A 23,751-nucleotide genomic window follows, 5' to 3' on the forward strand; every position below is an offset into this window, starting at 1 on the left:
TCCCAATTGGGACAATATCAACTTGGATACATTAAGACATTATCATATTGGAATCAGAAATTTAAGAAAATTGAAAAAAATATTGACGATAAGGGTAATAAATGATACTATAATCAACGTTGTAGACCTCTGACTACAACCGCACATAAAAGGTATTAAATGCAAGTGCTGCCTTGGTTGGCGAGTCTAAGAGAAAAAAATATGAAGGAGGTACACTGATGTACGCAATTATTGAAACTGGTGGAAAACAGTTAAAGGTTGAAGCTGGAGATACTATTTTTGTAGAAAAGTTAGATGTTGAAGAAGGCACTGAATACACTTTCGAAAAGGTTCTTTTAGTTGGTGATAATGGTGTTAAAGTTGGTCATCCTTACGTAGAAGGTGCTAAGGTTACTGCAACTGTTGAAAAACAGGGTAAGGAAAAGAAGATCACTGTATTCAAGTATAAGCCAAAGAAGCATTATCATAAGAAACAGGGTCATAGACAGCCTTATACTAAGCTAACAATCAAAGAAATCAACGCTTAATGACTCACGTAGATGTCGTTTACCATGCAGGTCAGATTCAATCAATTAAGGTTGAAGGACATGCTGGTCAAGATGAATATGGTAAAGATCTTGCATGTGCTGGTATCAGTACCGCAGTGGTAGGTATTTACAATATGCTTGAAGCTAAAGGCTTCATGAAAGATGGCAATCTTGCCAATGTTGAGAGTGGTTACTCTTATTTCGAGATATTCAATAATCGTGAAGATTATCAGATTATTCTAGAAACTTTATTAAAAATTCTAGAAACTGTTGAATACTCATATGAACAATATGTTAAAATTAACACTAGGGAGGTATAATACTATGTTAAAGTTAGATTTACAGTTATTCGCTTCTAAAAAGGGTGTAGGTTCTACTAAGAACGGTCGTGACTCTGAATCAAAGCGTTTAGGTGCTAAGCTTTCTGATGGACAGACTTGCACAGCTGGTTCAATTATTTATAGACAGAGAGGTACTAAGGTTCATCCTGGTACTAATGTTGGTAAAGGTGGAGACGATACTTTATTCGCTAAAGTTGATGGTGTCGTTAAATACGAAAGACTTGGTAAAAACAAGAAACAGGTATCTGTTTACCCTGTAGCTTAATCTCAAGAATCCCCCATGGGATTCTTTTTTTAAAGAAAGAAGGTGGATACATGAAATTTATTGATCGCGTTAAGATTTATGTTCAAGCAGGTACTGGAGGTAATGGTACAGTTGCTTTCAGACGTGAAGCGCATGTTCCAAAGGGAGGTCCATCTGGAGGAGATGGAGGTCGTGGCGGAAGTGTTATCTTCGTTGCAACAAACTCAATATCAACTTTATTAGATTTAAGATATTATCGTGAATACAAGGCTCAAAATGGTGAAAAAGGTCATGCTAAAAAGATGCATGGTGCTGATGCTGATGATTTAGTCATCAGAGTACCAGTAGGAACTTGTGTCTATGATGACGATACAGGCAACATTATTGCCGACCTTACAAAGGATGGTCAGCGTGCTGTAATCGCAAAAGGTGGCCGTGGTGGTCGTGGGAATGCAAGATTCGCTTCATCACGCAACCCAGCACCTAAAATCTGTGAAAATGGTGAACCGGGTGAAAAATTCAACCTAAGAGTAGAATTAAAACTACTTGCAGATGTTGGATTAGTAGGATTCCCAAGTGTTGGTAAGTCTACTTTATTATCTGTTGTTTCAAAAGCAAGACCACAGATTGCTGATTATCACTTTACTACTATTGTGCCTAATTTAGGTGTTGTACAGGTTAAGGATGGTCGTTCATTTGTTATGGCTGACCTACCTGGTCTTATTGAAGGTGCATCACAGGGTAAAGGTTTAGGTCATCAGTTCTTAAGACATATCGAAAGATGTCGTGTTATTGTTCATATTATTGATATGAGCGGTAGCGAAGGCAGAGATCCTTATGAAGACTATGTCACTATTAATAAAGAATTAGGTGAATATGAATATCGCTTATTAGAAAGACCACAGATTATTGTGGCTAATAAGATGGATGGTGATGAAGCAGAAGAAAACTTAAAGAAATTCAAGGAAAAGCTTGGAGATCAGAAAGTATTCCCAATCATTGCACCTATCCATGAGGGTATCGATGCTGTTCTTTATGCAGTTGCTGATGCATTAGAAACTGCTCCAGACTTCTTTAATCAGGAAGAAGAACAGGAAAGTGTTCTTTATACTTATAAGGAAGAAGAAAAACCATTCACTATCCATAATAAAGGTAATGGTGTATGGGAAGTTACTGGTAAGAAGGTTGAAAGACTTGTGCAGATGGCATCATTTACTACAGATGACGGCTTCCAGAGATTCGCATTACAGATCCGTAATATGGGTATCGATGATGCATTAAGAGAAGCAGGCTGTGAAGATGGCGATACTGTACGCCTATATGATTTCGAATTTGAATTTTATAATTAATACCATTTCTAGAAATGGTATTTTTTTTTGACATATGATAGAATTAGGAAATGCGTAAAGGAGATTTTTATGTATAGTTATATCAAAGGAATCATTGCAGATTTGTATTCAGATCATATTGTCATAGATAATCATGGAATAGGCTATGAAGTACATGTATCCAACCCCTATAATTTTAAAAAGGGTGATGATGCAACAGTCTATATCTATCAGCAGGTCAAAGAAGATGATATTACTTTATTTGGCTTTAAGAAAAAAGAAGAAAAAGAATTATTTCAGAAGCTTATTCTTGTAAAAGGAATAGGCTGTAAGACAGCTATTGGTATTCTTGCGACAGGTGAGATTGATGCGATTATTGATGCGATAGAAGGTAAAAATACAACTTATTTAAAGAAGATACCAGGTATTGGACCTAAAGCAGCACAGCAGATCATTCTTGACTTGCATGGTAAGTTTGATAAACGTGCAATGAAGCCTCTTGGTTCTCCAGATTATGAAGAAGCCACTGAAGTATTAATCGCATTAGGCTATAAACAAAATGATGTAGAAAAAGCAATGAAAGTATTATCTAGTGAAAATCTAGATACTAATGGTTATGTAAAACGTGCATTAGCTTTATTAACACAATAATGAAAGGAGAATCTTATGGATCGTGATATTTTAGATACAAATGAACATATCGAAGATGAGGAAAGTTCTTTAAGACCGTCTTCTTTTGATGAATATGTCGGTCAGCATGATTTAAAAGAAAACCTTCGTGTCTTTGTAGGTGCTGCAAAGATGCGTGATGAAACACTTGATCATGTTTTATTCTATGGTCCTCCAGGACTAGGTAAAACCACAATGTCGATGATTATTGCGAATGAAATGGGAACGCATATCAAGATTACAACAGGACCTTCTATTGAAAAAACAGGTGATCTCGTTGCATTACTTACATCTCTTGAACCAGGGGATGTACTCTTTATCGATGAAATTCATCGTTTAAATAAAGTCGTAGAAGAAATACTATATCCTGCAATGGAAGATTTCTGTGTAGATGTTATGATTGGTAAAGATGCGACAACACGTTCTGTACGTATTGATTTACCTCCTTTCACATTAGTAGGAGCGACAACACGTGCAGGAGATATTTCTGCTCCATTACGTGACCGTTTTGGTATTGTGGCTAAACTTGATTATTATAAAGATGAAGAACTCAGAGATATCATTTCTCGTACAAGTAAAGTCTATGGTATGACAATGGAAGAAGAAGCTAAGATGGAACTTGCCAGACGTTCAAGAGGAACGCCACGTATTGCGAATAGACTCTTTAGACGTGTCAGAGACTTTGCGCAGTTCTATGGTGATGAAATCATTACTAAAGACCGTACAATGCAGGCATTGGATCGTTTAAAAGTAGATAATCTAGGACTAGATGATGTCGATCATAAATACTTACTAGGTATCATCAATCGTTTCCAAGGCGGCCCTGTAGGATTAGAAGCACTTGCTGCAAGCATTGGTGAAGAAAGAATGACATTAGAAGATGTCTATGAACCTTACTTACTACAAAAAGGCTTGATTAAACGTACTTCAAGAGGCAGAATTGCGACAGATCTTGCTTATAGGCATTTTCATATTACAAGAGAGAATTAATTTAATTCTCTTTTTTTATGCGTCAAATTAAGATTATAGGGCTGATTCTTCTAAGTATTGCCTCATTTATATATGGTTATCAAAAGCCTGAGAAGGTCAGCTCAACACAAAAATCAGAAGTCTATATTACATTAGAAGGTGCTTTTAACAAGACAGGAGAAGTCCCTATAAAAGAAGGGATGACAATGAGTGATTTGGTTAAGGAAGTTGGAGTTAAAGAAAATGCCTGCATGGAATCTTTAAATATGAATAGAAGTATCCAGGCAGAGATGCGTCTTTATTTACCGGAAAAAAGAGCAAATATGATTTCACTCAATAAAGGAACAATAGAAGACTTTATGACATTAAAAGGAGTAGGAGAGAAAACAGCACAGAAGTTTATAGATTATAGGCAGATACAGCCCTTTTATACAATAGAAGACATTATGAATATACAAGGAATCGGTGAGAAGAAATATCTCATCTACCGCGACTACTTATGCCTTTAAGATATCATTTAGTATATTATGCAGTATTTGTCTTATTACTATCTGTTGCTTATCTTGTTCATCCTTTATTTTATATATTTCTACTAGCTTATTTAATTTATCTAGTAAAACGATTTGGAAGAAAGATGTTATTTCTTCTTTTTTTATTACCTATTATATTAAGACCAGTGACTTCACCAGAAGTGCCTTCTATTGTTTCTGGAAAAGTGAAAGATGTTAGAGATAATTATGTTATTTTAAATACAGATTATGGGAAGATTAAAGCCTATACAGATCATAAGTTTCAATATAATGATGAAGTACTTGTCAAATTGAACTTTCTAGATATCAAGCATTGTAAAGATCCTATAGGTTATGATGAATATCATTCTTTTAAAGCCAACAAAATCGTCGCAAAGGCTAAAATCACTCATATTACTTCTGTCTCATCTCATCCCTCTTTTTATCAATTATTAGAAAAACAGTTTTCTTCCTCAAAATCTATTAAAAGCTATCAGAAGCTATTTATCTTAGGCATTAAAGATGACGCCATTAAAGAAGACTATTCACTCCTCACAAGTCTTTCTCTTGTACATATGTTTGCTCTTTCAGGTATGCATATTCATTTGCTCTACAAATGTCTCAGTCTTATTAAATCATTTATACGTGATGATATTGCAGATATCATTATTAAAGTACTTATAGGCTTTTATGTTTTTTCTATACCTTATAATATATCTCTTCATCGTGCTTTTTATATGTTAGTAATTTATGATCTTGTGAAGGAGAAGTTCAATCAACTAGATGTTTTATCATTTCTTGTATTAGTTAATGTTATAAAGAATCCTTATATCATTTTTAGTATCTCTTTTGTCTTTTCATATTTTATTTATTTTCTTGTCATTATGACCAAACATTTCCCATACCGCTCTTTCCTTATTTATTTAGGTGGTATTCCTATTGTCCTCTCACTTAATTTCTCTATCAATATCTTTTCTTATTTCTTAACAGTTCTTCTTTCTCCTTTTATATCCTGTTTTTATATTGTGACACTTCTCTCTCTTATTTTTCCAATAGATCTAATTATGAAGATGATGATTGGCTACCAGCAGATGATTCTTACCTTTATTACTTCATTGAATGCAGAAATCATCTTTCAAAAACCAACCCTCTCATTTATTATTCTTTATTACATTATCTTGTTTAATATCTTCTTATTATTAGAAGAAAAAAAGAGTATTCAATTTTCTATGTCGTTGTTTTGCGCACTACTGATTGGCTTCCATATATATAGTATCTATAAACCTTATACGCAGGTCTCTACTATTGATGTAGGACAGGGAGATTGTTCACTCATTCGTCTCCCTTTTAATCAAGGAAATTATTTGATTGATACAGGTGGTAATAGGGAATATGATATTGCCTCACATAATGTCATCCCTTATCTTAAATCACAGGGTATACCGTGTATTGATAGAGTTTATATATCTCATCATGATTATGATCACTATGGTGCATTAGATTCATTAAAGAAGAAATATAAAGTCAAGCGTATTATTGATACGTATCAGAAAGAAGAGAAGAATAAGCTCATTACAATCAAGATGCTTAAAAGTGATGTTATCTATCCTTCCACTAATGAAAACTCATTAGTCATGTTAGTCACAACAGGAGGCTATAATTATTTATTTACAGGTGATATCCCAAGTAACGTAGAAGAAGATCTTTATAAGAAATATGGGGAAATAGATGTGGATGTCTTAAAGGTTGCACATCATGGCAGTGGTTATTCTTCTTCTGTAACATTCTTTCAAATGGTTCATCCGCGTATTGCGATGATTGGTGTAGGCGAACATAATCTTTATGGTCACCCGGCTCGTATTGTTATTAAACGATTAGAAGAAAGAAAGATTAAAATACTGCGTACAGATCTTGATGGCAGCTTTTCTATTATCACTTATTTAGGAGAACATCTTGTTTACCGCTATTAATAAATTTATGGTAGAATAGGACAAAAGGATGGAGAACTATGAATATTGTATTATATGGAGAAGAAAAACTATTACTTGCACAAAGATTAGAAGACTTAAAAAAGAAATATCAATGCACAAGTGATGACATGAACTATATGGTCTATCATGCAGGTGAAACACCTATGAAGGACATTATTGAAGATGCTTTAACACAACCTTTTATTACAGAATATAAGATGGTTGTATTAAAGAATCCAATCTTTCTTACAAAAGAGAAGCCTAAAAAGAAGCTAGTCACAGATGAAGATATTAAACTATTTTTAGATTATATTGAACATGATAATCCAACAACATTATTTGTAATATATCATGATCAGCGTAACTTTGATGAAAGAAAGAAAGCAGTTAAATCATTACGTAAAAATGCGAAATGGTATGAAGTAGAGAAATTAACCTTCAATCAGCTTTATAAGGCTACTAGAGAAGCCATTGTTCATAGAAATGCCTCTATTGAAGACAATGCTCTTGCTTTATTACTAGAACGCTGTGGAAATGATCTTCTCACTATTTCTAATCAGGTAGAGAAATTATGCCTCTATACACATAGTATAAAGAAAGAAGATGTTGAAAGATTAGTCCCACCACGAGTTGAAGAGGATGTCTTTAAGTTAACGAATGCATTGTTGAATCATGATTTAAGAAATACAATGCGTGTTTATCAAGACTTAATCTCTAAGAAACATGATCCTTTAGAACTCATTGGTTTAATTGCGAATGCATTACGTAATCTCTATCAGGTCTCTATTATGAGTAAAAAGGGATATCGTGATAATGATATTGCCTCAGCACTCGGTCTTAATCCTCGTGCTATCTATCCAATTCGTAAAAATGCAGCACATTTTGATATCACTGAACTCATGGAAAAACTTTATGCCTTGTCAGAACTAGATTATGCAATCAAGACAGGTACAGTAGATAAATTTAGAGGATTAGAACTCTTCTTGATGAGGATATAATATGGAAACAAAAGCACTTTATATTCATATTCCTTTTTGTGATCATATCTGTTCTTATTGCGATTTCGCAAAGGTCTATTATCGTGAAGAGTTTGTCTTAAAATATCTAGAACGATTAAAGGAAGAACTTAACGCTCTTCCCCATCATATAATGAGAACTATTTATATAGGAGGAGGAACACCAAGTGCTCTTTCTTTAAAACAATTAGATATCTTATTAAGCATGGTTGATCCTTTTGTAGGTGATGATACTCTTGAATATACAATAGAAGTCAATCCTGAATCAGCAACGCTTGATAAACTAGAATGTATGCATACTCATGGTGTCAATCGAATAAGCGTTGGTGTACAGACATTTAATAATGATTTATTAAAAAGGATTGAACGTTATCATACTTCTGATATTGCGAAAGAAGTAGTAAGAAATGCAAAGGCTATAGGCTTTAAGCATATCTCTATTGATCTCATGTATGGACTTCCTGGACAAACCTTAGAAGATGTAAAAGAAGACTTGCATATTGCCCTATCACTTCCTGTTAATCATTTATCTTATTATTCACTTATATTGGAGGAACATACACGTTTATATGATTCCTTTGAACCTCTTGATGAAGAAACAGAAGGAAAGTGGAGTGATTATATTGTAGAGACACTTTCTCATGCTGGTTTTCATCGCTATGAAGTCTCTAACTATGCGTTAGGAAATCATGAATCAGAACATAATAAAGTTTATTGGCATTATGATAACTATTATGGTGTGGGCATTGGTGCGACAGGTAAAATAGATAATGAACTTATTTCTCACTCGCGTAGTCTTACTGATTACTTGCAGGGGAAGAATACAATATATATAGAAAAAGAAACAATTGAAGATACAATGTTTAATCATCTTATGATGTCTTTACGTCTAAAAGAAGGATTAGACCTTGATGAATTTAAAAGAAGATATCATTGTTCTGTAGAAGATGTCTATAAAGAAGCTCTCACTAAGAACCTTGGTAATCATTCGTTGATTATTGAAAACAATCATTTGAAAACAAATGATACACTCGATCTTCTTAATTCCATTCTTCTAGATTTCTTACCAGAATAAATGGTTTCTCAAATTAGAGAAACCATTTTTAATATAAACTAGCACTAAAGTCTTGACACTGCTAAAAAAGAATGTATAATGAATCTAGCACAAGAGGAAAAAGAGTGCTAAGGAGGTGCTTGGGAATGCTTTCGGCAAGACAAATGCTTATATTTAAATATATTGTCGAAGAGTTTATTGAAACAGCAGAACCTGTTGGATCTAAGCTTCTAATGACAAAATATGAATTACCATATTCAAGCGCCACTATTCGAAATGAAATGAGCAAGCTTGAAGAACTTGGCTTTCTAGTGAAGACACATACATCTTCTGGTCGTGTTCCTTCTAAGAAGGGATATTACTATTATGTAAATACTTTGCTTCAGCCAAATGTCGATGAACAGGTAAAGAATCAGGTTGCAACTATCTTTAGTGATACACATCAATCATTGAATAGTTTGATTAAAGAAAGCTGCGAAATGTTAAGCCAGTTGACTGATCTAACGGCGGTTGCTCTAGGACCTAATTCAAGTTATGAATCTCTGCAGAACATTACACTTGTTCCAATTGGGACGCGCAATGTGACTGCGATTATTGTAACGGATAAGGGACATGTAGAAAATCGAGTTTTCACTTTATCTGAGACATTGAGTTTGGATGATTTACAATCTTGTGTGGCGGTAATGAACGACACATTAGTAGGAACGCCAATTAATCAGGTGGCAGATAGATTAGAAAACGATGTCAAGCCAATCCTCAATACGAGAATCAAGGAACATGAAATCTTGTTTAATGCTTTCTTAGAAGCATTTATGAAGTTTGCAAGAAACAATGTATATTTCTCTGGTAAAGATCATTTGCTGTATCAACCAGAATACAATGATGTCAACAAGTTAAGAAAATTAGTGAGTGCATTTGAAAATTCATCAAACTGGAATTTCTTAGCACCAACTGATGATGATGGTATCAAGGTATTAATTGGTGATGATTCAAATGTATCTGGACTTGATGATGTATCAGTTATTTCATCTTCTTTTGATACAGGAGGAGCTAGTAAAGGAACGATTTCTGTAATCGGTCCAACACGTATGCCTTACAAGAAAGTTGTATCGCTTGTAGAATATATTACTGAAAATATAGAAAGAATCATCAAGGAAAATGATGAGTAGAAGAGGTGAGACCATGGCAGAAGAAATGAAGAAAGAAGCAGAAGAAACTGTTGAAGAATCTACTAAGGAAGAAGCTGAAAAAGTAAAAGAAGAAACAACTGAAGAAGCAACTGAAAAAACAGCTGAAGAAACAGTAGATCCTAAAGATGAAAAGATTAAGGATTTAGAATCTCAAATCAACAAGTGGAAGACAGATTATTATAAAGTATTCGCTGATATGGAAAACTTAAAGAAAAGACTTAAAAATGAACATGCGAATCAGTTAAAGTATGCAATGCAGTCTTTTATTGAAGAGTTATTACCAGTTATTGATAACTATGAAAGATCATTAACTGTTGAACCTGAAAGCGAAGAAGGTAAGAATATTCTTAAGGGTAATAAGATGATTTTGAACCAGTTAATGAATATTCTTGGTAAGAATGGTGTAACTGTGATTGAAGCACAGGGTAAGGAATTTGATCCAAATATGCACCAGGCAGTCATGCAGGATGATAATCCTGACTTTGGTCCAAATATTGTGACTGAAGAATTACAAAAAGGTTATATGTTAAAAGATAGAGTAATTAGAGCAACTTTAGTGAAAGTGAATAAGGATTAATAGGAGGAGAACTTATTATGAGTAAAATTATTGGTATTGATTTAGGTACAACAAATTCATGTGTCAGTGTTATGGAAAATGGTGAAGCAAAAGTAATTGCAAATCCAGAAGGAATGAGAACAACTCCATCAGTTGTTGCATTCAAGAACGGTGAAATCATCGTTGGTGAAGCTGCAAAGCGTCAGGCTGTTACAAATCCTGATACTGTAGCATCAATCAAGAGACATATGGGTACAAACTATAAAGAACATGTAAATGGTCGTGATTATACACCAGAAGAAATTTCAGCAATGATTCTTCAGAACTTAAAGGCTACTGCTGAAAGCTATTTAGGTGAAAAAGTAACTAAGGCAGTTATCACAGTTCCAGCTTACTTCAATGATGCTCAGCGTCAGGCTACTAAGGATGCTGGTAAGATTGCAGGTCTTGATGTTGAACGTATTATCAACGAACCTACAGCTGCTGCACTTGCCTATGGTGTAGATAAAACTGAACAGGAACAGAAAGTATTAGTATATGACTTAGGTGGTGGAACATTCGATGTTTCTATCCTTGACTTATATGATGGTACATTTGATGTATTAGCCACTGCAGGTAACAACCGCTTAGGTGGTGATGACTTCGATAAGAAAGTTATGGACTACATGGTTTCTGAATTCAAGAAAGAAAACGGTGTTGATTTAAGCGCTGATAAGATGGCTATGCAGAGAGTAAAAGATGCTGCAGAAAAGGCTAAGAAAGACTTATCTGGTATGATGCAGACTCAGATCTCATTACCATATATCACTGCTGGTGCTAATGGACCACTTCATTTAGATATGACTCTTACAAGAGCTAAATTTGATGAATTAACAGCTGATTTAGTTGCTAAAACAGAAGTTCCAGTAAGACAGGCATTAACTGATGCGAAAGTATCTGCTTCTGAAATCGATCAGATCTTATTAGTTGGTGGTTCTACTCGTATCATTGCAGTACAGGAATCAGTTAAGAGATTATTAGGAAAAGAACCTAACAAGTCAGTTAACCCTGATGAAGTAGTATCTATGGGTGCTGCAATCCAGGGTGGTGTTATCACTGGTGATGTTAAGGATGTCGTATTACTTGATGTTACACCATTATCACTTGGTATCGAAACTATGGGTGGTGTTATGACAGTATTAATCCCTCGTAACACAACTATCCCAACTACTAAATCACAGATTTTCTCAACTGCTGCTGATAACCAGCCAGCTGTAGATATCAACGTATTACAGGGTGAACGTGCAATGGCTAAAGATAATAAGCAGTTAGGCTTATTTAAACTTGATGGTATTGAACCAGCTCCAAGAGGCATTCCTCAGATTGAAGTATCATTTGATATCGACGTTAACGGTATTGTAAACGTTAAAGCAAAAGATATGAAGACAAACAAAGAACAGTCTATCACTATTCAAAACTCTACAGGTTTAAGTGAAGAAGAAATCGATAGAATGGTTAAGGAAGCTGAAAGCAACAAGGCTGACGATGAAAAGAAACGTAAAGACATCGAAACTAAGAACAAAGCAGAAGCTATGATCAACCAGATTGATAAGGCTTTAGCTGAACAGGGTGCTAACCTTCCAGAAGATCAGAAGAACCAGGCTACAGCTTTAAGAGATGAACTTAAGACTGCATTAGACAATAATGATATGGCTACTCTTGAATCTAAGATGAGTGAACTTGAACAGATCGCTCAGCAGATGGCTGCTGCTCAGTATCAGCAGCAGAATGCTGGTAACACAGCAGGTGCAGACACTTCATCTAACAACAATAACGATGATTTCGTTGATGCAGACTTTACTGAAAAGAACTAACAAGAAAGCCAAGGGTAATCCCCTTGGCTTATATTAAATGAGGTGTAATTTATGGCAGATAAGAGAGATTACTATGAAGTCCTTGGTGTATCTAGGGATGCTTCAAAAGATGAAATAAAACGTGCTTATCGTAAGATGGCAAAGAAATATCACCCTGATGTGAATAAAGCGCCAGATGCAGCAGACAAGTTCAAGGAGGTTAATGAAGCCTATGAAGTTCTTTCTGACGAGAATAAGAAGGCTGCTTATGACCGTTATGGACATGCAGCATTTGAACAGGGTGGTGCAGGCGCTGGAGGATTTGGTGGCCAGGGATTTGGCGGATTTGAAGATATGGACTTTGGGGATATCTTCGGTTCATTCTTTGGCGGAGGACAGTCACGTTCTAGAAGACCTACAGGACCACAAAAAGGTGAAGACCGTTATGTTCAGATAGAAATTGATTTCATGGATGCTATCAAGGGTAAAAAGACAGAACTTAAGATTAACTATGATGAACAGTGTTCTCATTGTCATGGTACAGGTGCAAAGAATCCTAATGATGTGCATACATGTTCTAGATGTGGTGGAACAGGACGTATTAGAGTACAGCAGCGTTCACCATTTGGTACTATCATTAATGAATCAGTCTGCCCAGACTGTCATGGTACAGGTAAGGTAGTCAAGGATAAGTGTCCACATTGTCACGGTTCAGGATATATTAATAAGAATGTCACTGTAGAATTAACAATCCCAGCTGGTATTAATTCTCATCAGCAGTTACGTGTCGCTGGTAAAGGACAGCGTGGTGTGAATGGTGGACCTAATGGTGACTTATATGTAGAAATCTATGTACGTCCACATAAATACTTTGTGAGAAACGGTAATGATATTTCTATATCAGTTCCAGTTTCTGCAGTAGATGCAACTCTTGGCTGTGAAGTTGAAGTACCTACTGTTTATGGTGATGTCACTATGAAGATTCCAGCAGGAACACAGACTGGTACAGTCATGAGACTTAAGGGTAAAGGTGTCAAGAACATGCGTGGTGATACTTATGGTGATCAGTATGTTCAGGTTAACGTTTCTATTCCTAAGAAGTTAAGCAAGAAAGAAAAAGACCTTTATACAAAACTTAAAGAATTAGATGAAAAAGAATCTATTTTTGATCAATTTAAGAAATCATTCAAGAGATAGGGATATTGAGTATTCCTATCTTTTTTGTATAATGAAATAAGGAGGTTAGTATGAAATATAAAACTATATTATGGGATATAGATGGCACACTTCTTAATTTTGAAATGTCTGAAAAAATCAGCATGGAAAAATGTTTAGAGAAACATGGCGTATCTATGACAGAAGCACAATTTGAAGAATACAAAAAGATTAATAAAGAATGCTGGAAGATGATTGAAAAGGATCATTCAAGAAGAAATGAACTCATGGTGAAACGTTTTGTAGACTTTTTTACATTGCTTAATGTTTCTATTGATGGTGTTCAGTTTAATAAAGATTATCAGGAAGCATTAGGTACTTATTATTGTTTGAATGAATTCGCCTTAGAAGTCATTTTGGCACTTAAACCACATTGCAAGCAGTATGCGGCATCAAATGGCTCAAAAGTCGCTCAGTTAGGCAAATTAAAGGGTACAGGGCTTTATGACTTATTTGATGATATATTCATCTCAGAAGATGTAGGGTATGAAAAGCCAGATATTACATACTTTAATTATATTAAAGAAAAGACCCACTATGATCCTGATACCACAATTATTATTGGAGACTCACTTACAAGCGATATAAAGGGTGGAGAAAACGCTGGCATCGATACATGCTACTTTAATCCAGAACATCAAAAAAACACTTCTCAAGCTGTCACATACGAAATAGACAAACTTATAGAAGTGTTAGACATAGTAAAATAAAAGAGGCTGTTACCAGCCTCTATTATTATATCGATTAAGCGCTCTTTCTTAAAGTTCTTAACTGTCTTGCAGAAACTCTTACCTTTGTAGGCTTACCATCGATGATGACAGTAGCTTTCTGTAAGTTAACATTCCACTTTCTTCTTGTAGCGTTTAATGCATGAGAACGGTTGTTACCAGACATAGGTCCTTTACCGCTAAGCTGACATTTTCTAGACATTGAATTCACCATCCTTTTACTTGTTTCACATACTCGTGTATTTTACCATCTACCTCATCAAAAATCAATCATTTTTTTTATTAATCTGTACAAAATGTAAAAAAAGTTGAATATATGGACAAAATAAGGATTGAAAAATCTTTATTGTTTGCTATAATCCTAATTGTTTGTAATGTTTGTGTATATGATATATAATTACTATTATAAAAAAAGAATAAAAATGGAGGAATCAATATGATTAAAAAAACAACTGATCTTGGAAATATAGATATTTCAACTGACGTTATTGCTACTATTTGTGGTGGAGCTGCAACAGAATGTTATGGTGTTGTAGGTATGGCTAGCCAGAAGATGATGGATGGTTTTTATGATCTTCTAGGTAAAGATAATTATTCTAAAGGAATTGTTGTTGAAGAAGGTCAGACTGGTTCTATTATTAATCTTTATATTATTGTAGGTTACGGTGTGAAGATTTCTGAAATCGTATATGAAGTACAGAAGAAAGTTAAATATGTACTAGAAAAGACTCTAGATATTGATATTGAAGCTGTGAATGTTTATGTTCAGAGCATCCGTGTAATGGACTAGGAGGATGAAGCATGAAGGAAATTAACGGTAAAATGTTTAAACAGATGGTCTTAAGCGGGGCTATCGTATTACATAATAATCATCCTGAGGTAGATGCTTTAAACGTCTTCCCAGTACCAGATGGAGATACAGGTACTAATATGTCTCTTACATTCAATTCTGGGGCTGAACAGGTTGAAAAGCTTGCTGATGATACATCTATTGGTGATATCGCTAAAACTCTTTCTAAGGGTTTATTAATGGGAGCAAGAGGGAACTCTGGTGTTATTCTTTCTCAGATCTTTAGAGGTGTAGCTAAATCACTTAAGGGAAAAGAAACTGCCAATGTTGCAGAATTATCTGATGCATTCTCTTCTGGTGCTAAAGTGGCTTATAAAGCAGTTATGCGTCCAGTAGAAGGAACAATCTTAACAGTTATCAGAGAATCTGCTGATGCAGCTGCTAAGTATGTACAGCCAGATATGGAAATTGAAGACTGGTTCTCTTACTTTGTAAAGAGTGCTGAAAAGTCTTTAGATAATACACCTGAACTTCTTCCAGTATTAAAAGAAGTAGGTGTAGTTGACTCAGGAGGAGCTGGTTTATTACTTGTATTAACTGGTTTCATGGCTGCTCTTGCTGGTGAAGTGATTGAAAAAGTAGATAATGTTGGTGCTGCAAGTGATGTGGAAATTGTACAGGAAGAAGAAAAGCCTTATGGTTATCGTGTACAGTTCACATTAAAGATTGATGACAGAAAGATGAATGCATTCAACTTAGATGGTTTCATCAATGAGTTAAAGAATTTACCAGGTAAGAACGTAGATGTAGCACAGAAAGATAACAAGGTTATTGGTAATGTAGATACATTAAAGCCTGGTAATGCATTAAATACAGGTCTTCGTTTTGGTGAATTCACTAAGGTAACTGTAGTGAATACTGAAGTATCTGAAGAAGAAAAAGAAGAAGATATCCCAATGGCTCCTGCTAAGGAAATGGCTCTTATTTCTGTGGCTGCAGGTGATGGTATTAAGGATATGTTCCTTGAATTAAATTGTGATCATGTTGTATCTGGTGGTCAGACAATGAACCCAGCAACTGAAGATATCGTTAAAGCAATCAAGGGTGTGAATGCAAAGCATGTTATCATTCTTCCAAATAACTCTAATATCGTCATGACTGCGCAGCAGGCTGCTACAGTATTAGAAGGAGAAGTAGACGTTGTTGTATTACCTACAAAGACTATTCCTCAGGGATTATCAGCTGCCATCATGTATAATCCAGAAGCAACATTGGATGAAAATGTGGATGAAATGAAGGAAGCTATTGCGAATGTAAAGACTGGTCAGGTGACTTTCGCAATCAAGGATACTTCAATTGATGGATTAGAAATTAAAGCAAATAACTATATGGCTTTATGTGAAAAGAAAATTGTGGCTTGTGTACCAGATAAGCTAGAAGCATTAAAGAATGTTTTAAGCAATCTTGTAGATGAAGATTCTGAAATCGTTACACTTATTTGTGGTGAAGACGTAACAGAAGAAGAACAGGAAGCAGCTAGAAGCTTCATTGAAGAAAACTATGAAGATGTAGAATGTGAAGTTCATGTTGGTAAACAGCCAGTTTACTCATTCATTGTTGGCGTAGAATAAAAATAAAACAAAAAAAACGTTGATTAGATCAATGTTTTTTTTGTAACTAGTTTATATTTTCCGTTTAAAATAAACGTTTTAGTCGTCTACAAGGTTAAATTCAGTGATTTGAGCGACTTTTTGTTCTTGCTGAGTATTCCGCTAATGGAAGACCATTCGTTACGGTAGAGAAGTCCACCTCACCAAAAAATTGAATACGGTTGGAAGTCCACAATTAATTTGAAAGAAGGCATAATAATTCTTTATCATTATTATGCCTTCTCCTTTTTTATTGTTTTATTCTTGAGCATTCCTCACGTAATGATTTTCCGTGTAAAGTAATTAGGTATGAACTATTAATGATTCGATCTAGAATAGCGTTTTCAATAGGGCCGTCATCTAATAATTGATGCCATCCATCGAAGGAGTATTGACTACAGAAAATGGTTGATTTTCTATTACAACGAATTTCCATTAACTCCAGAAGGTCGCTTCTTTCAGGTTCGTTTGTTGGCTTCAATAAGAATTCATCAATAATCAACAGATCATATTTCCCTTATCTTTTTTAAGTAATCGCTGTATTTTCCTTGAATTCTCTTTTCTTCAAATTTTGAAAATAATTCAGGCAATCTGATATACAGCACTGTTTTTCTATTTCGACAGGCATGTACGCCTAATGCATTAGACAGCCATGTCTTTCCACAGCCTGAAGCACCTACAAATATGACATTGAGACCTCTTTCTATGTAATTATTTGTAGCCAGTTCTTCCATTTGAGAGCGATTAAGTTTTCTATCTGGATTATAGTTGATATCTTCTATGCTCGCTGTAGAATCATAAAAGTGGGCATCTTTTATATATTTTGTGATTGTATGATTGACTCTGCTTTCATATTCCATATCAATCAGTTCCTTAAATCTCTCTTCAAATGATAACTGATTATAGCTTGGATCACTTAATTGAATTTCATACTGTTCAGCTATTACAGGCAATCTCATCTGTTTAAGCTTTTTTACTGTATCCTGACTACTCATTGTTTCTTCCTCCGTAATAATCTTTACCACGTACAAATGCATGCGTATCTGATACGTGTTTATTATTTGCAGCACTTCTATCTTTCATGTCTTAATTTGATTGTAGAATCATTTTAATATTCTTATAGCTAGGCTGATAGATGTGCTTCAACGCCAATTTACACGCATCTTCAAGTCTGGCTTTTCCATATTTATCAGATAATTTAAGTAATGATAGACAACCTTTATAAGATTGTTCTTCTACTTTGCATCGTTCAAATAATCTTTCTACAACCTTCGTTGTTTCTGGACCAATGGATAATGCCCAGTTTACAAAACGTTCTCTGTTCCACTGGAACTTTCTGAGATTTTCAGGCATATGACTTTCATTAGTCGAATATTGATTCTTACGTCCATAAAGTCTCTGATGTGAACAGATCTGATTCGTTTTATAGTAGACAGTTACAGTATTCTTGGTCAGTTTGACATCTACATAATTGCCTACATATTCAAGCGGTACAGAATAATTCATCTTATAAACTGAAATGTGATAATTGAGTTGAACCTTTGCACGCTTCCAGGAACTCAGTTCAAATGGAGTTTCAGGAAGAGGGTGCATATAATCTTTTTCTTCATCCAGATAAACTGATTTTCTTGAGCCTTCTCTTTTCTGGAAGGGTTTATTATTGAAAACATCCAGTTCCTTTAGTATAGCTGCATTTAAATCATCAAAAGAAAAGAATTTTCTGTTTCTTAGCTTACCAACAATTGCGATTGTACAATCACCAACAGCCCATTCGACAGCAGCTTTACCTGTTATGTGGAATTCCACATAACAGGTAAAGCTCTTATAGAACGATTCTTTCATACAATGAAGATGCGATTTCTGGATGTACATAAAGTAGTGACTATAGTTCCTTATCTCAATTAAATGATGATCTTAATAAATGGATAAACGAATATAACAGAACGATCCACTCATCTTTAAAAGAAGATGAAAATGACAATCATACACCCCTTGAACGCTATATGTATGATATGAAAGATATTGAAGTTGCAAGTTTATCAAATAAATCACCTGTTGACTATGCTTCATGGCTTGATGATGTGTTTCTTCATGAAACAACAAGAAAGGTCAATGGAGATTCAACAGTCCTTATTGAAAATCAGCTTTTTGATGTTCCTTCTGTCTATATAGGAATAAGGGTCATCGTTCGTTATAATCCAAGAACCTTTGAAGGGACATATCTTTATGATGTATCTCAAAAGAAAAAAGTTCCTTTAAAAAGAACAGATCGAATTGAAAATGGAAAAACAAGAAGAGAGGAGATCATTTACTGATGGAAATGACAACGTATTATGGAATGGATAAAAATCCATTTATCAAGGATGCAGCTGTATCAACACTGTTTACATCCAATGATTTTAAACAGATGACAAACAGACTGGAATTTATTATCAGATCCAAAGGAATTGGTGTCTTTTTGAGCAGTCCAGGAATGGGGAAGACAACATGTCTTAGAAAAACATTGGAAGCACTCAATCCAAACCGTTATGTCGTTATCTATATATGCATGACAACTATTACATCCATTGATTTTTATCGCATGCTTAATGATGCATTTGGTCTTGAAGAAACAACTAAAAAATCACAGATGTTCAAGCAGATACAGGACGAACTCAAAAGACTGACATTAGAAAATAAGATGGAGGTTATCATTGCGATTGATGAAGCTCAGTTTTTGAGAAAAGAAGCATTGAGAGAATTTATTATGCTTATGAACTTTGATTATGATTCAAAAGAATACTGTACACTTATATTTGTAGGACAAAATGAATTCTTAAGAACATTGCGTCTTAAAGCACTTGAACCATTCAGACAACGTATCAATATGAATTATACCTTTACTGGCTTTAAAGAAGAAGTCAAAAATTATGTGATTACAAGATTGAAATCAGTTAACTACAGAAGTGATCTGTTCAAAGATGAATGTTACCATACACTGTATTCTATGATGAATACATCAGTAAGAATACTTAATCAGCTTATAAATAAAAGTCTGATACTTGGTATGCATTACAACAAGGAAACAATCGACAATAAGCTGGTAATGAAGGCAAGCAAAGAACTGATGCTTGGATAAGATTATGGATTACATATTTAAAAATAAAAACGAAAAGAAATGCGTTGGAGAAATAAGCAACCTGACTATTACGCCATTCTTTACCTTTGAAATTACAACAGGTAATAAAGCAATAAGCTGTTACCTTGATCATTTATTGTCAGAATGGCATATACGCATAGATAATTATGAAATAGACGTTGAACTTGCACATCCAACAGATATATTTTGAAATACAAATGCAATCTTTGAAAAAACAGAAGATGAGGAATTAAGCTTACAGATTGCCTATGCCATAAATGAAGTTTATAAAAAAAGAAACTATAGTGAAGATGTACTTTAGCAGTGCATCTTTTCTTTATATAAGATTTATTGGTTGAAATAAACTGCGGTCACTATAAAAACTGTATTTTTATATAGGGTAATATAATTTGCGGTTAATGGGTGTGCAGAGTTTGCGGTTTAACACTATATCAGCTATTCAGGAAATTTTAAAAAATAAAATACGGATAAAGAACTTCCACGAAAATCATAGCAAAGAGGAAGAAAAAGCATTCTTCATAGAAAGCATACTCTCATAGATGACGGGATTATAAAGAATGTTCTTGAGAGATATGATGAAGCCCATCCAAAAGTGAACAAAAAGATAGAGCCAGACTATATCAAAACAATGAGAAGGATGCTTGAATACAAGGAAGACCATTTAAGATTCATGAAGGATTTTACGGTACCATACACGAATAATCGAGCTGAATGTATGTGTAGAGTCGTAAAAGCACATAAGAATATCTCTCACACCTGTTTGTGACAATGAGAGGTGTAAAAGCATATGCCTTCATAACAAGCATAATACAAACAGCAAAATATAAGGAAAGAGAACGCATTAGAAAAGTTAGATGAAATATTTTCTAACTAACGCTCTCTTTTGTGCTACATCAAAACTATTTTTTATTTTATCGGTGAATAGTAACGAAAAAATTTAAATAAAAAATTTAAATAAATCACTAAAATCAGAAAAATTTAACTAAATCACTAAAATTATTGACACATTATGTAGTATGAATTATAATGATAGCGTATTCAAGGAATGTAACTCTTCGGAGGCTTGACCTGAAAAAGCAAGTATTGCTTTTTTGTGGCGCTTCGAGGAGTTTTTTTGTTTAAATTTTATAAGGAGATAAATGACATGTTTGGGCTATTTAAAAAGAAAGAATGTAATATTTATGCCCCTGTGAATGGGAAAATGATTGATATTTCAGAAGTTCTTGATCCAGTTTTCTCTAAAAAATTAATGGGCGATGGTGTTGGTTTTATATTTGATGGAGATACCCTTTATTCTCCAATAGATGGCAAAATAAAATTAATTGCAGATACAAAACATGCTATTGGATTTGAAGCATGCAATAAAGCAGAAGTTTTAATGCATATTGGCTTAGATACAGTAGCTCTTAAAGGTGAAGGATTTGAAGTTCTAGTTAATGAGGGTGATAAAGTTAAACATGGGACTCCGTTGATTAAAATTAATCGTAAGTTGATGAAAGAAAAGAATATTGATTTAACGACACCAATTGTGATTACTAATCCTGAATATTCTGTTCAGATTGAAAATCTAGAAAATGTAACGGTTGGAACTATTGTCATGAAATGTAGCGAAAATTAGAAAAAAGAAGGTGTGTTGGCTGTGAAAGTATTAAGAACTATAAACAATAATGTTGTTATATGTTTAGACAATAACAACAATGAGGTTGTTGCTTTTGGAAAAGGAATAGGTTTCAATAAAAAAGTAAATGAAAAGATTGAATTAAAAAACATTGATAGAACTTATTATAAAGTAAAACCAGAATATGTGGATATGGTTGCTTACATACCTCAAGAAGTTTTCGATGTTGCGGTAAAAATTACAGATTATTGCCGTATTGTCTTAAATAAATCTATTAATCCAAATACAGCATTTACTTTAGCTGATCATATTAATTTTGCGATTAAAAGACATCAAGAAAAAATAGATATGAGTCTTCCAATTATTAAAGATATCGAACATTTATATGAAAATGAATATGATGTTGGTTTATTTGGATTAAAGATGATTGAAAAGATATTAAATGTGAAACTTCCTAATATTGAAGCTGGTATGATTGCATTACATATTGTGAATGCGGAAATGACAACAGTGGGAAATGTTGATAAGAAAAACGAAGATATGATTTTAGATATTGTGAAGATTATTGAAAAATATTTAAATATCAAGATTGATAAAAATAGTTCAAATTATTCGCGATTTGTATCGCATATGAACTACTTGTTTATTAGAGGAAATAAGAATAAATATATTTTTTCAAAAAATTCAGAAATCTATTCTTCTTTAGTTAATAGTTATCCTGAAACAAATAAAGTAGTAGAAAGAATTACCATTTATTTAGAAGATGCATTAAGAAGTGCTTTATCAAATGATGAAAAATTATATTTGATTTTGCATGTGAATCGATTATGCACAAGAGAAGATTGTGAAAACAATCAATAGAGGGCGTTACCTTTGGGCGTTACCTCAAACATTCATGATTTTACTAGCGTAAGATTTTTGTGTGTTTGAGGTTTTTGTTTGGTTTTAATAACATATTAACGCGCGAATATGTTGATAGAATATAAAAAATTAATAGAGGAGTGAAATTATGGCAAAGAAAGATTATGCAGGTTTGGCTGCAAAGATTTTAGAACTTGTTGGTGGAGCAGAAAACGTTTCATTCTGTGAGCACTGTATTACACGTTTACGTTTTAACGTAAAAGATAAGAGTTTAGTAAGAGATGATGAATTAAATGAATTAGAAGACACAAATGGTAGACTTTGGGTTGGAGAACAACTTCAAGTTATCATTGGTACAGCTGTTAATAGTGTATATGATGAAGTATGTAAGCAAGGGCATTTCACTGCAACAGCAACTATTGATGAAAACTTAGATAAACCAAAGGAAAAGAAAACAATTAAAACAGTTTTAAAAGGTATGTTAAATACTTTGGTTGAATGTATTATTCCAGTATTACCTGCTATTGTAGGTATGGGATTATTTGCTGCAGTTTCATCTGTTATTGGACCAGTAGGATTTAATTGGGTAAGTGCAGATTCAGGATTATACAAGATGCTTTCATTTGCTCAAAATGGAATTATGTTCTTCCTTCCTGTTGGTGTTGCTTATACAGCAGCTAAGAAATTCAATTGTTCAATAGTATTTGCAATTATGCTTGCTAGTATACAATTATTCCCAGATTGGATGGCAGCAGTTACTGATGGCTCATTAAGTCCATTAGGTTTTGCACCATCACCAATTACGTTAAATACACAAATTATTCCAGTGATCGTTGAAATTTGGATGATGACAAAGATTGAAAAAGTATTAAATAAAGTTATTCCAGATAATTTCAAATTTATTTTTGTAGGATTTTTAGAATTATTAATTATGTTACCAATTTCTTTATATCTAATTACACCACTAGGAACACAAGTTGGATTCATGCTTGCTTATCCAGTAACATTGTTAGAAAGTGTATCTCCAGTATTAGTTTCTATGATTGCAGGTTTTGTTTATAACTTATTTATTTGTGTAGGTATGCACTCAGCATTATCAGGTGTATTTGTTATGGATTTCTTTACAAAAGGGGTTAACTTTTCATTACTTCCAACAGTATTTAGTCAATGTTGGATTACAGCAGGAACTGATTTAGGTTTAATGGCTAGAACAAAAAATAAAAAATTAAAACAAAGTGCAAAAGAATGTGCAGTCTCTTCTGTTGTAGGTGGGGTTATTGAACCAAGTATCTATGGTATTTGGATGAAAAAATGGAAGATTTTACTTGCTTCATGTATTGGTATGGCATCAACTGCAATATCACATCGTTTATTAGGTGTAGGGGCTTATGCATTGTCAGCTTCTAACTTCTTAGGATTTACAGCATTTTTGGCAGGTGGATTAGATAACTTACTTAAATCTTTAGTTGGAACTGTTGTAGGTACTGTTGTTGCATTTGTTGTTGCATATGCATTAGGAAAAGATACAGAATAAGCAAAATAGAAA

General features: G+C 33.9%; 28 protein-coding genes and 1 other annotated feature. Of the genes, 24 read left to right on the plus strand and 4 right to left on the minus strand.

Features of this window, described 5'->3' with window-relative positions:
- Positions 1–127 precede the first annotated feature (127 nt).
- Positions 128–198 (plus strand) — a sequence feature (ribosomal protein L21 leader region).
- Between the two features lie 20 nt (positions 199–218).
- The 15 genes from rplU (at position 219) to DW269_RS06490 (ending at position 14,130) form a co-directional block, all read left to right on the plus strand.
- Entirely contained in the window at positions 219–527 is a 309-nt protein-coding gene (gene rplU, locus DW269_RS06420; RefSeq protein WP_022425803.1) for a 50S ribosomal protein L21, read from the plus strand.
- The gene (locus DW269_RS06425; RefSeq protein ID WP_022425802.1) at positions 527–847 is read left to right on the plus strand and encodes a ribosomal-processing cysteine protease Prp; all 321 of its coding nucleotides are present in this window, start codon (positions 527–529) and stop codon (positions 845–847) included. Before rplU ends, DW269_RS06425 begins: the two co-directional genes overlap by 1 nt.
- A 4-nt stretch (positions 848–851) precedes the next feature.
- On the plus strand, positions 852–1,133 hold the full coding sequence (rpmA, locus tag DW269_RS06430) for a 50S ribosomal protein L27 (RefSeq protein ID WP_022425801.1): 282 nt from the start codon (positions 852–854) through the stop codon (positions 1,131–1,133).
- 50 nt (positions 1,134–1,183) lie between these two features.
- Entirely contained in the window at positions 1,184–2,461 is a 1,278-nt protein-coding gene (obgE, locus tag DW269_RS06435; RefSeq protein WP_117459033.1) for a GTPase ObgE, read from the plus strand.
- A gap of 69 nt (positions 2,462–2,530) precedes the next feature.
- The gene (gene ruvA, locus DW269_RS06440) at positions 2,531–3,091 is read left to right on the plus strand and encodes a Holliday junction branch migration protein RuvA (RefSeq protein ID WP_117459034.1); all 561 of its coding nucleotides are present in this window, start codon (positions 2,531–2,533) and stop codon (positions 3,089–3,091) included.
- 15 nt (positions 3,092–3,106) lie between these two features.
- The gene (gene ruvB, locus DW269_RS06445) at positions 3,107–4,099 is read left to right on the plus strand and encodes a Holliday junction branch migration DNA helicase RuvB (RefSeq protein ID WP_117459035.1); all 993 of its coding nucleotides are present in this window, start codon (positions 3,107–3,109) and stop codon (positions 4,097–4,099) included.
- A 17-nt stretch (positions 4,100–4,116) separates the two neighbouring features.
- Positions 4,117–4,587 carry a helix-hairpin-helix domain-containing protein gene (locus DW269_RS06450; RefSeq protein WP_117459036.1) on the plus strand — a complete coding sequence of 157 codons (471 nt, stop codon included), beginning with the start codon at positions 4,117–4,119 and terminating at the stop codon, positions 4,585–4,587.
- Between the two features lie 125 nt (positions 4,588–4,712).
- On the plus strand, positions 4,713–6,557 hold the full coding sequence (locus tag DW269_RS06455) for a ComEC/Rec2 family competence protein (protein ID WP_158546321.1): 1,845 nt from the start codon (positions 4,713–4,715) through the stop codon (positions 6,555–6,557).
- Positions 6,558–6,595: 38 nt separating this feature from the next.
- Positions 6,596–7,555, plus strand: coding sequence for a DNA polymerase III subunit delta (gene holA / locus DW269_RS06460; RefSeq protein ID WP_117459038.1), 960 nt, complete (start codon positions 6,596–6,598; stop codon positions 7,553–7,555).
- Position 7,556: 1 nt separating this feature from the next.
- The gene (gene hemW, locus DW269_RS06465; RefSeq protein WP_117459039.1) at positions 7,557–8,648 is read left to right on the plus strand and encodes a radical SAM family heme chaperone HemW; all 1,092 of its coding nucleotides are present in this window, start codon (positions 7,557–7,559) and stop codon (positions 8,646–8,648) included.
- Positions 8,649–8,773: 125 nt separating this feature from the next.
- A complete protein-coding gene (gene hrcA, locus DW269_RS06470; protein ID WP_117459040.1) occupies positions 8,774–9,796 on the plus strand; it encodes a heat-inducible transcriptional repressor HrcA in 1,023 nt (340 codons plus the stop codon).
- A 25-nt stretch (positions 9,797–9,821) separates the two neighbouring features.
- Entirely contained in the window at positions 9,822–10,394 is a 573-nt protein-coding gene (gene grpE / locus DW269_RS06475) for a nucleotide exchange factor GrpE (RefSeq protein WP_117459062.1), read from the plus strand.
- Between the two features lie 17 nt (positions 10,395–10,411).
- Positions 10,412–12,226, plus strand: a complete 1,815-nt coding sequence (gene dnaK / locus DW269_RS06480; protein WP_022425790.1) for a molecular chaperone DnaK — start codon at positions 10,412–10,414, stop codon at positions 12,224–12,226.
- A gap of 51 nt (positions 12,227–12,277) precedes the next feature.
- A complete protein-coding gene (dnaJ, locus tag DW269_RS06485) occupies positions 12,278–13,402 on the plus strand; it encodes a molecular chaperone DnaJ (RefSeq protein WP_117459041.1) in 1,125 nt (374 codons plus the stop codon).
- A 50-nt stretch (positions 13,403–13,452) separates the two neighbouring features.
- Positions 13,453–14,130: a YjjG family noncanonical pyrimidine nucleotidase gene (locus DW269_RS06490; RefSeq protein WP_117459042.1), complete on the plus strand. Its 678-nt coding sequence runs from the start codon at positions 13,453–13,455 to the stop codon at positions 14,128–14,130.
- Between the two features lie 34 nt (positions 14,131–14,164).
- On the opposite strand, the gene rpmB is transcribed toward DW269_RS06490, so the two are convergent.
- Positions 14,165–14,350, minus strand: a complete 186-nt coding sequence (rpmB, locus tag DW269_RS06495) for a 50S ribosomal protein L28 (RefSeq protein WP_022425067.1) — start codon at positions 14,348–14,350, stop codon at positions 14,165–14,167.
- A 234-nt stretch (positions 14,351–14,584) separates the two neighbouring features.
- On the opposite strand from rpmB, the gene DW269_RS06500 reads away from it, so the two are divergent.
- Positions 14,585–14,938: an Asp23/Gls24 family envelope stress response protein gene (locus tag DW269_RS06500; RefSeq protein WP_006504692.1), complete on the plus strand. Its 354-nt coding sequence runs from the start codon at positions 14,585–14,587 to the stop codon at positions 14,936–14,938.
- Positions 14,939–14,949: 11 nt separating this feature from the next.
- Complete coding sequence (locus DW269_RS06505) at positions 14,950–16,569, plus strand: DAK2 domain-containing protein (RefSeq protein WP_117459043.1); 1,620 nt, start codon at positions 14,950–14,952, stop codon at positions 16,567–16,569.
- Positions 16,570–16,837: 268 nt separating this feature from the next.
- Here DW269_RS06505 and DW269_RS13110 read toward each other — a convergent pair whose 3' ends face one another.
- The 3 genes from DW269_RS13110 to DW269_RS06515 all read right to left on the minus strand — a co-directional run bounded on the left by DW269_RS13110 (position 16,838) and on the right by DW269_RS06515 (position 18,393).
- Positions 16,838–17,089, minus strand: coding sequence for an ATP-binding protein (locus tag DW269_RS13110; protein ID WP_370446091.1), 252 nt, complete (start codon positions 17,087–17,089; stop codon positions 16,838–16,840).
- Positions 17,090–17,093: 4 nt separating this feature from the next.
- Positions 17,094–17,582 carry an ATP-binding protein gene (locus tag DW269_RS13115; protein ID WP_255413842.1) on the minus strand — a complete coding sequence of 163 codons (489 nt, stop codon included), beginning with the start codon at positions 17,580–17,582 and terminating at the stop codon, positions 17,094–17,096.
- Positions 17,583–17,673: 91 nt separating this feature from the next.
- Positions 17,674–18,393 carry a hypothetical protein gene (locus tag DW269_RS06515; protein WP_233503277.1) on the minus strand — a complete coding sequence of 240 codons (720 nt, stop codon included), beginning with the start codon at positions 18,391–18,393 and terminating at the stop codon, positions 17,674–17,676.
- Positions 18,394–18,599: 206 nt separating this feature from the next.
- Here DW269_RS06515 and DW269_RS06520 point away from each other — a divergent pair, with 206 nt between their 5' ends.
- The 7 genes from DW269_RS06520 (at position 18,600) to DW269_RS06550 (ending at position 23,739) form a co-directional block, all read left to right on the plus strand.
- Complete coding sequence (locus DW269_RS06520; RefSeq protein ID WP_158546322.1) at positions 18,600–18,902, plus strand: Mu transposase C-terminal domain-containing protein; 303 nt, start codon at positions 18,600–18,602, stop codon at positions 18,900–18,902.
- Positions 18,902–19,705, plus strand: a complete 804-nt coding sequence (locus tag DW269_RS06525; RefSeq protein WP_117459045.1) for an ExeA family protein — start codon at positions 18,902–18,904, stop codon at positions 19,703–19,705. The genes DW269_RS06520 and DW269_RS06525 overlap by 1 nt, the downstream gene beginning before the upstream one ends.
- Positions 19,706–19,709: 4 nt before the next feature.
- Positions 19,710–19,916: a hypothetical protein gene (locus DW269_RS06530; protein WP_117459046.1), complete on the plus strand. Its 207-nt coding sequence runs from the start codon at positions 19,710–19,712 to the stop codon at positions 19,914–19,916.
- 402 nt (positions 19,917–20,318) lie between these two features.
- Positions 20,319–20,492 carry a transposase gene (locus tag DW269_RS13200; protein ID WP_117459047.1) on the plus strand — a complete coding sequence of 58 codons (174 nt, stop codon included), beginning with the start codon at positions 20,319–20,321 and terminating at the stop codon, positions 20,490–20,492.
- 378 nt (positions 20,493–20,870) lie between these two features.
- A complete protein-coding gene (locus DW269_RS06540) occupies positions 20,871–21,344 on the plus strand; it encodes a PTS glucose transporter subunit IIA (protein ID WP_117459048.1) in 474 nt (157 codons plus the stop codon).
- A 21-nt stretch (positions 21,345–21,365) separates the two neighbouring features.
- Positions 21,366–22,205 carry a PRD domain-containing protein gene (locus tag DW269_RS06545; RefSeq protein ID WP_158546324.1) on the plus strand — a complete coding sequence of 280 codons (840 nt, stop codon included), beginning with the start codon at positions 21,366–21,368 and terminating at the stop codon, positions 22,203–22,205.
- Between the two features lie 148 nt (positions 22,206–22,353).
- Positions 22,354–23,739 (plus strand): PTS transporter subunit EIIC, encoded by a 1,386-nt coding sequence (locus tag DW269_RS06550; RefSeq protein ID WP_117459050.1) that lies wholly within the window; start codon positions 22,354–22,356, stop codon positions 23,737–23,739.
- The last annotated feature ends 12 nt before the right edge of the window (positions 23,740–23,751 follow it).

Origin of the sequence: Catenibacterium sp. AM22-6LB, from assembly GCF_003435615.1 — a bacterium.
GTDB lineage: Bacteria > Bacillota_I > Bacilli_A > Erysipelotrichales > Coprobacillaceae > Catenibacterium > Catenibacterium mitsuoka_A.